The organism is Janibacter hoylei PVAS-1 (assembly GCF_004025845.1).
Lineage (GTDB): Bacteria > Actinomycetota > Actinomycetes > Actinomycetales > Dermatophilaceae > Janibacter > Janibacter hoylei.
On sequence record NZ_PIPF01000012.1, the window covers coordinates 208,945 to 219,861 of the forward strand.

General features: G+C 68.0%; 5 protein-coding genes. 1 reads left to right on the forward strand and 4 read right to left on the reverse strand.

Going from position 1 to position 10,917, the window contains the following annotated elements:
• Positions 1–155: 155 nt before the first annotated feature.
• Both CWN80_RS13300 and rpoB read right to left on the reverse strand, forming a co-directional pair.
• A complete protein-coding gene (locus CWN80_RS13300; RefSeq protein ID WP_128277411.1) occupies positions 156–4,037 on the reverse strand; it encodes a DNA-directed RNA polymerase subunit beta' in 3,882 nt (1,293 codons plus the stop codon).
• Between the two features lie 130 nt (positions 4,038–4,167).
• Positions 4,168–7,650 carry a DNA-directed RNA polymerase subunit beta gene (gene rpoB / locus CWN80_RS13305; protein WP_007929160.1) on the reverse strand — a complete coding sequence of 1,161 codons (3,483 nt, stop codon included), beginning with the start codon at positions 7,648–7,650 and terminating at the stop codon, positions 4,168–4,170.
• Positions 7,651–8,031: 381 nt separating this feature from the next.
• Between rpoB and CWN80_RS13310 the strand changes: the two genes are divergently transcribed.
• On the forward strand, positions 8,032–9,288 hold the full coding sequence (locus CWN80_RS13310; protein ID WP_007929162.1) for a phospholipase D-like domain-containing protein: 1,257 nt from the start codon (positions 8,032–8,034) through the stop codon (positions 9,286–9,288).
• An 86-nt stretch (positions 9,289–9,374) separates the two neighbouring features.
• Here the strand turns inward: CWN80_RS13310 and rplL are convergent, their stop codons facing one another.
• Together rplL and rplJ are read right to left on the reverse strand one after the other, a co-directional pair.
• Complete coding sequence (gene rplL, locus CWN80_RS13315; protein WP_007929164.1) at positions 9,375–9,767, reverse strand: 50S ribosomal protein L7/L12; 393 nt, start codon at positions 9,765–9,767, stop codon at positions 9,375–9,377.
• 73 nt (positions 9,768–9,840) lie between these two features.
• Entirely contained in the window at positions 9,841–10,431 is a 591-nt protein-coding gene (rplJ, locus tag CWN80_RS13320; RefSeq protein ID WP_007929166.1) for a 50S ribosomal protein L10, read from the reverse strand.
• Between the last annotated feature and the right edge of the window lie 486 nt (positions 10,432–10,917).

The following is a 10,917-nucleotide window of genomic DNA, read 5'->3' on the forward strand; positions in this document are numbered from 1 at the left end:
GACCTGGCCTTCGGCGTGTTTCCCTTGATTTTCCGGCGATCTTCACCGGCCGATCGTCACATCCGCCTCATCCGTCACACCTGTCACACGGGGCAACGACGACGGGGGTGGCACCGCGATCGCGGCACCACCCCCGTCGGGAGGAACGAGTCTGCTCAGACGTCCAGATCGAGGTCGTCGAGGCGGATCGCCTCGCCCGAGCCGGGACCGAAGACCGGGTAGGCGTACTCGTCGTAGTTGGGCAGCGAGTACATCGCGGCCTTGGCCTCCTCGGTGGGCTCGACGTCCACGTTGCGGTAGCGGGGCAGACCCGTACCGGCGGGGATGAGCTTGCCGAGGATGACGTTTTCCTTCAGACCCAGCAGCGGGTCCGAGCGGCCCTCCATCGCGGCCTCGGTGAGGACGCGGGTCGTCTCCTGGAAGGAGGCGGCGGAGAGCCAGGAGTCGGTCGCGAGCGAGGCCTTGGTGATACCCATGAGCTCCGGACGACCCGAGGCCGGGCGACCACCCTCGGCGACGACGCGACGGTTTTCGGTCTCGAAGCGGGCGCGCTCGGCGAGCATGCCCGGCAGAAGGTTGGCGTCACCCGACTCGAGGATCGTGATCCGGCGCAGCATCTGCCGGACGATGACCTCGATGTGCTTGTCGTGGATCGACACACCCTGCTGGCGGTAGACCTTCTGCACCTCGTCGACGAGGTGCTTCTGGGCGTGACGCGGACCGAGGATGCGCAGGACCTGCTTGGGGTCGATGGCGCCCTGGACGAGCTGGGTACCGACGGCCACGCGCTCGCCGTCCTCGACGAGCAGGCGCGAGCGCTTGCTCACCGGGTAGGCGTGCTCCTCGCCGTCGCGATCCGCGACGAGCAGGATGCGCCGGCCCTTGTCGGTCTCCTCGATCGTGATCTTGCCGTCGGCCTCAGCGATCGGGGCGACACCCTTGGGGGTGCGCGCCTCGAAGAGCTCGACGACTCGCGGCAGACCCTGCGTGATGTCGTCACCGGCCACACCACCGGTGTGGAAGGTCCGCATCGTCAGCTGGGTACCGGGCTCACCGATCGACTGGGCCGCGATGATGCCGACGGCCTCGCCGATGTCGACGAGCTGACCCGTGGCCAGGCTGCGGCCGTAGCACTTGGCGCACGTACCGACCTTGGACTCGCAGGTGAGCACCGAGCGGATCTTCACCTCGTCGACACCAGCCTTGTACAGCTGGTCGATGACGACGTCACCGAGGTCGGAGCCGGCCTCGGCGAGGACGGAGCCCTCGTGCTCGACCGCCGCCGCGAGGCAGCGACCGTAGACGGTGAACTCGACCTCGTCGTGGATCCGGCGGGTGCCGGTGAGCTCGTCGAACTGCGCGATCGGCATCGTCAGGCCGCGCTCGGTCCCGCAGTCGTCCTCGCGGACGATGACGTCCTGGGAGACGTCGACGAGACGACGCGTCAGGTAGCCGGAGTCGGCGGTACGAAGGGCGGTGTCGGCCAGACCCTTGCGCGCACCGTGGGTCGAGATGAAGAACTCGACGACCGAGAGGCCCTCACGGAAGTTCGTGCGGATCGGGCGCGGGATGATCTCGCCCTTCGGGTTGGCCATGAGGCCACGCATACCGGCGATCTGTCGCAGCTGGAACCAGTTACCACGAGCACCCGAGTTGACCATCCGGAAGATGGGGTTGTCCTTCGGGAAGTTCTCCTGCATCTCTGCGGAGACCTCGTTGGTCGCCTGGGTCCAGATCTCGATCTGCTCCTGACGACGCTCGTCGTCGGTGATCAGACCGCGCTCGTACTGCTTCTGGACCTTCGTCGCCTTCTCCTCGTAGGTCGCGAGGATCTCCGCCTTGCGGGGCGGGGTGACGACGTCGGAGAGCGCGACGGTCGTGCCCGAGCGGGAGGCCCAGTGGTAGCCGGCCTCCTTGAGGGCGTCGAGCGAGGCCGCGACCTGGACCTTGGTGTAGCGCTCGGCGAGGTCGTTGACGATCGTCGACAGGCGCTTGCGGTCCACGGGTTCGTTGACGAAGGGGTAGTCCTCCGGCAGCGTCTCGTTGAAGAGGGCCCGACCCAGGGTGGTCTCGGCGATCCACGTGGCCACACGACCCTGCTCGTCGACCTCGGCACCCTCGGGCAGCTCGTGCCCGACGGGCACGGCGACATCGGTCAGGCGGATGCGGACCGGCGTGCCGATCTTGATCTCGCCGGCGTCGAAGGCCATGCGCGCCTCGGCGGGCGAGGCGAAGGCACGACGGTGCTCGGTCTCGAGAGCCACCTCGGAGGTGAGGTGGAAGAGGCCGATGACCATGTCCTGCGTCGGCATCGTGACGGGGCGGCCGTCAGCCGGCTTGAGGATGTTGTTGCTCGAGAGCATGAGGATCCGGGCCTCGGCCTGGGCCTCCGCGCTCAGCGGCAGGTGGACGGCCATCTGGTCACCGTCGAAGTCCGCGTTGAAGGCAGTGCAGACGAGCGGGTGGATCTGGATGGCCTTGCCCTCGACCAGCTGCGGCTCGAAGGCCTGGATGCCGAGGCGGTGCAGCGTGGGCGCACGGTTGAGCAGCACCGGGTGCTCGGTGATGACCTCTTCGAGGACGTCCCACACGACCGACCGCTGGCGCTCGACCATCCGCTTGGCGGACTTGATGTTCTGCGCGTGGTCGAGGTCGACGAGCCGCTTCATGACGAAGGGCTTGAAGAGCTCGAGCGCCATCGCCTTGGGCAGACCGCACTGGTGCAGCTTCAGCTGCGGGCCGACGACGATGACCGAACGGCCGGAGTAGTCGACGCGCTTGCCGAGGAGGTTCTGACGGAAACGACCCTGCTTGCCCTTGAGCATGTCGGACAGGGACTTCAGCGGCCGGTTGCCCGGGCCGGTGACCGCACGACCGCGACGACCGTTGTCGAAGAGGTTGTCGACGGCCTCCTGCAGCATCCGCTTCTCGTTGTTGACGATGATCTCGGGCGCGCCGAGGTCGAGCAGTCGCTTGAGGCGGTTGTTGCGGTTGATGACGCGGCGGTACAGGTCGTTGAGGTCGGAGGTCGCGAAGCGACCACCGTCGAGCTGGACCATCGGGCGCAGGTCCGGCGGGATGACCGGGACGGCGTCCAGGACCATGCCCGCGGGCTTGTTGTCGGTGGTGAGGAAGGCGGTGACGACCTTGAGGCGCTTGAGGGCGCGGGTCTTCTTCTGCCCCTTGCCGGTCGCGATGATCTCGCGCAGCTTGTCGGCCTCGGCCTCGAGGTCGAAGGTCTCCAGGCGCTTCTGGATGGCCGCGGCGCCCATGCCGCCCTCGAAGTACAGACCGAAGCGGTCACGCATCTCGCGGTAGAGGACCTCGTCGCCCTCGAGGTCCTGGACCTTGAGGTTCTTGAAGCGGTCCCAGACCTGGGCGAGGCGCTCGACCTGCTGGTCGGCCCGCTTGCGGATCTGGTTCATCTCGCGCTCGGCGGAGTCGCGGACCTTGCGCTTGGCGTCGGACTTTGCGCCCTCGGCCTCGAGCTCGGCGATGTCCTTCTCGAGCTTCTGCGCGCGGGTCTCGACGTCCGCGTCGCGGCGGTTCTCGAGCTCCTTCTTCTCGGCCTCGATCTGCGCCTCGAGCGAGGGCAGGTCGGTGTGCCGCTGGTCCTCGTCGACGCTCGTGATCATGTAGGCGGCGAAGTAGATGACCTTCTCGAGGTCCTTCGGCGCCAGGTCGAGCAGGTACCCGAGGCGCGAGGGGACGCCCTTGAAGTACCAGATGTGGGTGACGGGTGCGGCCAGCTCGATGTGGCCCATGCGCTCACGACGCACGCCGGCGCGGGTCACCTCGACGCCGCAGCGCTCGCAGATGATGCCCTTGAAGCGCACGCGCTTGTACTTGCCGCAGGAGCACTCCCAGTCCCGGGTGGGGCCGAAGATGCGCTCGCAGAAGAGGCCCTCCTTCTCGGGCTTGAGGGTGCGGTAGTTGATGGTCTCGGGCTTCTTGACCTCGCCGTGGCTCCAGTTGCGGATGTCCTCCGCGGTGGCCAGGCCGATGCGCAGCTCGTCGAAGAAGTTGACGTCCAGCACTTCGTGCTTCCTTCTCTCGTTGTCGAGGATGACTCGATAAGTTCTGTGGCCCGTGCGACGCGGACGCCGCGTGGGCTGATGGAGGGGCCGCTGCCGGGGCGCGGTCCGTCAGGACCGCGCCCCCGAGCGGTTAGACCTCCTCGACGCTGCTCGGCTCGCGCCGGGACAGATCGATGCCGAGCTCTTCCGCGGCGCGGAAGACATCGTCCTCGTTGTCGCGCATCTCGATGGTGCCGCCCTCGGAGTTGAGGACCTCCACGTTGAGGCAGAGGGACTGCATCTCCTTGATGAGCACCTTGAAGGACTCCGGGATCCCGGGCTCCGGGATGTTGTCGCCCTTGACGATGGCCTCGTACACCTTGACGCGACCGGTCACGTCGTCGGACTTGATCGTCAGCAGCTCCTGCAGCGCGTAGGAGGCGCCGTAGGCCTCGAGGGCCCACACCTCCATCTCGCCGAAGCGCTGGCCACCGAACTGGGCCTTACCACCGAGCGGCTGCTGGGTGATCATCGAGTACGGCCCCGTGCTGCGGGCGTGGATCTTGTCGTCCACGAGGTGGTGCAGCTTGAGGATGTACATGTAGCCGACGGACACCGGGGCCGGGTACGGGTCACCGGTGCGGCCGTCGAAGAGGTTGGCCTTGCCGCTCTGGTCGATGAGACGCACACCGTCGCGGGTGGGCGTCGTCGAGTCGAGCAGACCGGCGATCTCGTGCTCGTCGGCACCGTCGAAGACGGGGCTGGCGACACGGGTGTCGGCCGGGGCCTCGCGCGCGTCCTCGGGGATCATCGCGGCCCAGTCGGGGTTGCCCTCGATCTTCCAGCCGCGGCTGGCGGCCCAGCCCAGGTGCAGCTCCATGATCTGGCCGATGTTCATTCGACCGGGGACACCGAGCGGGTTGAGCACGACGTCGACCGGCGTGCCGTCCTCGAGGAAGGGCATGTCCTCCACGGGGAGGATCTTGGAGATGACGCCCTTGTTGCCGTGGCGGCCGGCGAGCTTGTCACCATCGGTGATCTTGCGCTTGTTGGCCACGTAGACGCGCACCAGCTGGTTGACGCCCGGGGGCAGCTCGTCGCCCTCGTCCTTGTCGAAGACCTTGACGCCGATGACCGTGCCGGTCTCGCCGTGGGGGACCTTCATGGAGGTGTCGCGGACCTCGCGGGCCTTCTCGCCGAAGATGGCGCGCAGCAGGCGCTCCTCCGGGGTCAGCTCGGTCTCGCCCTTCGGCGTGACCTTGCCGACGAGCAGGTCGCCGTCGCGGACCTCGGCACCGATGCGGATGATCCCGCGCTCGTCGAGGTCGGCGAGGACCTCCTCGGAGACGTTGGGGATGTCGCGGGTGATCTCCTCCGGGCCGAGCTTGGTGTCGCGGGCGTCGACCTCGTGCTCCTCGATGTGGATCGAGGAGAGGACGTCGTCCTGCACCAGACGCTGGCTGAGGATGATGGCGTCCTCGTAGTTGTAGCCCTCCCACGGCATGAAGGCCACGAGCAGGTTGCGCCCGAGGGCCATCTCGCCACCGTCGGTCGCGGGACCGTCGGCGATCAGCTGGCCGGCCTCGACGCGGTCACCCTCGGAGACCATGACGCGCTGGTTGTAGCTGTTGCCCTGGTTGGACCGGGAGAACTTCATCATCTTGTAGGTCTTGCTGCCGCCCTCGTCCTGCAGGACGGTGACGAGGTCAGCGGAGACCTCGGTGACGACGCCGGCCTTGTCGGCGCGGACCACGTCACCCGAGTCGAGGGCGGCGCGGTGCTCCATGCCGGTGCCGACGTAGGGGGCCTCGGCCTGGACGAGCGGCACGGCCTGGCGCTGCATGTTGGCGCCCATGAGCGCACGGTTGGCGTCGTCGTGCTCGAGGAAGGGGATCATCGCGGTCGCGGCGGAGACCATCTGGCGCGGCGAGACGTCCATGTAGTCGACGTCCTCGGCCGGGATCTGGTCGACCTCGCCACCCTTGGTGCGGGCGAGGACCCGCTCCTCGGCGAAGGTACCGTCGTCGGCGAGGACGGCGTTCGCCTGGGCGACGATGACCTTGTCCTCCTCGTCCGCGGAGATGTAGACGATCTCGTCGGTGACCCGACCGTCGACGACCTTGCGGTACGGCGTCTCGATGAAGCCGAAGGGGTTGATCCGCCCGTAGCTCGCGAGCGAGCCGATGAGACCGATGTTGGGACCCTCAGGGGTCTCGATCGGGCACATGCGGCCGTAGTGCGACGGGTGGACGTCACGGACCTCCATCTGCGCGCGGTCACGGGAGATACCGCCCGGGCCCAGCGCGTTGAGGCGACGCTTGTGCGTCAGCCCCGACAGCGGGTTGTTCTGGTCCATGAACTGCGACAGCTGGCTGGTGCCGAAGAACTCCTTGATGGAGGCGACGACCGGCCGGATGTTGATCAGGGTCTGCGGCGTGATGGCCTCGACGTCCTGGGTCGTCATCCGCTCGCGGACGACGCGCTCCATGCGGGAGAGACCGGTGCGCACCTGGTTCTGGATGAGCTCACCGACGCTGCGGACACGACGGTTGCCGAAGTGGTCGATGTCGTCGGTCTCGACCGGCACCTCGAAGGGCTCGCCGTCGCGCGTCCCCGGGAGGGTCGGCTGGTCGGCGTGCAGCGCGACGAGGTACTTGAGGGTCGCGACGATGTCCTCGAGCGTGAGCACCGAGGAGTCGAGGTCGGCCTCGAGGCCCAGCTTGCGGTTGATCTTGTAGCGACCGACCTTGGCCAGGTCGTAGCGCTTGGAGTTGAAGTAGAGGTTGTCGAGCAGGTTCTGCGCGGCCTCACGGGTCGGCGGCTCGCCGGGGCGCAGCTTGCGGTAGATGTCGAGCAGCGCGGCGTCCTGGTCCTCGACCGTGTCCTTCTCGAGGGTGGCGCGCATCGACTCGTACTCGCCGAACTCCTCGAGGATCTCGGCGGAGGTCATGCCGAGGGCCTTGAGCAGGACCGTGACGGACTGCTTGCGCTTGCGGTCGACACGCACACCGACGAGGTCGCGCTTGTCGATCTCGAACTCGAGCCAGGCACCGCGGCTCGGGATGACCTTGGTCGAGTAGATGTCCTTGTCGGACGTCTTGTCCGGGGTGCGCTCGAAGTAGACGCCCGGGCTGCGCACGAGCTGCGAGACGACGACGCGCTCGGTGCCGTTGATGATGAAGGTGCCGCGCTCGGTCATGAGCGGGAAGTCGCCCATGAAGACCGTCTGGCTCTTGATCTCGCCGGTCTCGGCGTTCATGAACTCGGCGGTGACGAAGAGGGGCGCGGAGTAGGTCTGGTCGCGCTCCTTGCACTCGTCGACGGAGTACTTCGGCTCCTCGAAGCGGCTCTCGCGGAAGGAGAGGCTCATCGAGCCGGAGAAGTCCTCGATCGGGGAGATCTCCTCGAAGATCTCCTCCAGACCGGGGTGCTCGGGGACGTCACGTCGACCGGCGTCCAGAGCGGCAGCGACGCGCTCCTGCCACTTCTCGTTGCCGAGGAGCCAGTCGAAGCTCTCGGTCTGCAGGGCCAGGAGGTCCGGGACCTCCAGCGGCTCGCGGATCTTCGCGAAGGACAGACGGCCACTAGCCGTCCGTGCGGTGGACATCGGGGAAGCGGTGCGCGAGGCAGCCAAGGATGGATCCTTCCACGGGCCTTGAGGGTCGGGCGGCGCCACAGGGCTCCCGATCGGACCCAGACGACCCGCTCACGACACCTCCGCGAGGAGGGAATTCGAGCGTTCCGACGGAGCCACGACAGGACTAAGGCAGCGCAAAGCGACAGCATAATGCAGGGACACACGGCTGTCCAACCCGGTCGAGCCGACGGCTCGACGGTGGTCAGGGCGTCACACCCACCAGATCGGTGGCGGCGCCGGATCATTCGACGCCATGAGGATGGATCACCGAAGAGGTCACGTCAAGGCGCGTCCCCGGCGGGTCGCCAGACGGACACCGCCCCGCGGGCCCGGACGGCCCCCGGCCGACCCCCTTCGCCCTCCCCCTAGGCTGGGGTCATGGACCTGCGCTCCGCCCGCCGTCGCCGCCGGCGCAGCGAGGTGCGCCGACTCGTGCGGCGTTCCGTCGCAGCGGCGCTCGCGACCCAGCTGGCCACGGTCGGCGGCCTGCTCGTCTTCGACTCGCTGCGTCGCAAGGACCGCCCGGACCAGGAGTTCCCGCACCGCCCCGGCGCCCCGGTGCCGGTCGACGGCGGCGACGTACGGATCTACACCTTCGGCGAGCACCTCTTCGAGGACATGCTCGCCGACATCGAGGCCGCGACCTCGCGGATCTACTTCGAGACCTACATCTGGAAGTCCGATGCCGTCGGTCGGCGCTTCCGCCAAGCCCTCGTCGACGCCCACGAGCGCGGCGTCGAGGTCTACGTCGTCTTCGACACCTTCGCCAACCTCGTCGTGCCGCAGGAGTTCTACCGCGGCCTGCCTGAGGGCATCCACGTCAAGCGCCACCCGCTCGTGACCGGAGGCGCGAAGTTCTTCTTCCCCAGCCACTGGGGGCGCAACCACCGCAAGCTGCTCGTCGTCGACAGCACCGCCGCCTACGTCGGCGGCTACAACATCGGCCAGGACTACGCCAACCGCTGGCGCGACACCCACGCACGCTTCGCCGGGGACATGGTCGTCGAGCTCGAAAACGCCTTCGTCGACTACTGGAACCACTACGGCGGCACGCCACCGCTCCCCCAGCCGGCGCGGCGCACGTGGAGCCGCGAGATGCGGGTCCACCGCAACCTGCCGGCCGACATGGTCTACCCGATCCGCAACATGTACCTCGAGGCGATCGACCGCGCCAACACCCGGGTCTGGCTGACGACCGCCTACCTCATCCCCGACGACGCCTTCGTCCGCAGCCTCGTCCAGGCCGCCGAGCGAGGCGTCGACGTGCGCCTCATCGTCCCCCACTTCAGCAACCACATCGTCGCCGACTGGCTCAGCCGGGTGACCTACGAGCGCCTCCTGAGCGGTGGGGTGCGGCTGCTCCGCTTCGAAAACGCCATGGTCCACGCCAAGACCGCGACCATCGACGGCATCTGGTCGACCATCGGCACCGCCAACATCGACCGGCTGAGCCTGGCCGGCAACTACGAGGTCAACATGGAGATCCTCGACTCCGACGTCGCCCGCCGGATGGAGGAGATCTTCGACCTCGACTCCGGCAACTGCACCGAGCTGACGCTCGACGAGTGGACCCGACGGCCCCTCATCGCCCGCGTCACCGAGGGTATCCTCTCCCCCTGGCGACCGCTGCTCTGACCCTTCGAGACAGACGAAGGGCGGGCCGCACCAGCTGGTGCGACCCGCCCGTCGGCAGATCAGTGCTCGTCAGTGACGAGCCGAGATCACTTGAGCTCGACGGTGGCGCCGGCGCCCTCGAGGGCCTCCTTGGCCTTCTCCGCGGCGTCCTTGTCGACCTTCTCGAGGACGGGCTTGGGGGCGCCGTCGACGAGGTCCTTGGCCTCCTTGAGGCCGAGGCTCGTGAGCGCGCGGACCTCCTTGATGACCTGGATCTTCTTGTCGCCGGCCGCGGCGAGGATGACGTCGAACTCGTCCTGCTCGGCGGCGGCGTCGCCACCGGCGTCGCCACCGGCGGCCGGGGCGGCACCCGCGACGGCAACCGGGGCCGCGGCGGTGACCTCGAAGGTCTCCTCGAACTGCTTCACGAACTCGGAGAGCTCGATGAGGGTCATCTCCTTGAAGGCCTCAAGGAGCTCGTCGGTGCTGAGCTTCGCCATGATGGGCGTCCTTTCTGATCAAACGTGTGTGCCGTGAGTGGCGGGGATGTACTGCTGGCTCGAGGCAGGTGCCTCAGGCCTCGTCGCCACCCTCGGGGGTGGTCTCGGTGGTGTCCGCAGCAGGAGCGTCGGTCGTGACCGGGCCCTGCTCCTCGACCTTCGCCCGCAGCGCGTCGACGACGCGAGCCGTCTGCGCGAGCGGCGCGTTGAAGAGGTACGCGGCCTGGGTGAGCTGGGCCTTCATGGCGCCAGCAAGCTTGCCCAGGAGAACCTCGCGCGACTCCAGCTTCGCGAGCTTCTCGATGTCCTCCGCGGTGAGGGGGTTCCCGTCGAGGAGCCCACCCTTGATCACCAGGAGGGGGTTGTCCTTGGCGAAGTCACGCAGACCCTTCGCGGCCTCGACGGGGTCGCCCTCGACGAAGGCGATCGCGTTCGGCCCGACGAGCTGGCCCTCGAAGGCGGCCTCGACGCCCGCCTCCTTGGCAGCGCGCTCGGTCAGCGTGTTCTTCACCACGGAGTAGGTGGCGTTGCCACGGAGCTTGCCGCGCAGCTCACCGAGCTGCGCCACGGTCAGACCGCGGTACTCCGTGATGACGGCCGCGGTCGACGTGCGGAACTTCTCCGCCATGTCGGCAATGACGGCGTCCTTCTCGGCGTTCGCCATGCGGGCCTCCCTTCTCGTGTGGTGCCACCGGGGCCCGGGACGAGAAAAGGAGCCCCGGCGCAGGCACGGGACTCCTCAGGGCACCCACGAGTGGATGCTGCGGTGTCGGCCTGCGCGGGTCGCCCGCTCTCGCGGAACCTTCAGCCATCCCAGAGGGACGGCAACCGGCGGTCAATGGTCGTGGACCAGCGTACGGCAGGCCGGCCGGTGGTCCAAATCGCATGACGAAGGGGGCGTCCCCCTCGCCTTCGGTTCACATGGTCCTCGCAACACCTCGATCTGAGGAGTTGCGAGGACCATGGTCGTTTCGAGGGGAAGACGCTCGCCTGTTGTGGTCACGCCGGCGGTTGTCGCGCGGGTCGTGGCGGTGTTCGACGAGTCAGGCTCTGTGGGCGCGGCTGCCAGGGCCGTGGGGTGCTCGCATTCGACCGCGCGGCGGGTGCTGGTCGCGGCCGGGCGCTTCCCGGCACGGCCGCAGCCGTTGGG

Coding starts and splice junctions, on each gene's coding strand:
- CWN80_RS13310 (WP_007929162.1), top strand. CDS start 8,032: ATGGACCTGCGCTCCGCCCGCCGTCGCCGCCGGCGCAGCGAGGTGCGC.
- rplL (WP_007929164.1), bottom strand. CDS start 9,767: ATGGCGAAGCTCAGCACCGACGAGCTCCTTGAGGCCTTCAAGGAGATG.
- rplJ (WP_007929166.1), bottom strand. CDS start 10,431: ATGGCGAACGCCGAGAAGGACGCCGTCATTGCCGACATGGCGGAGAAG.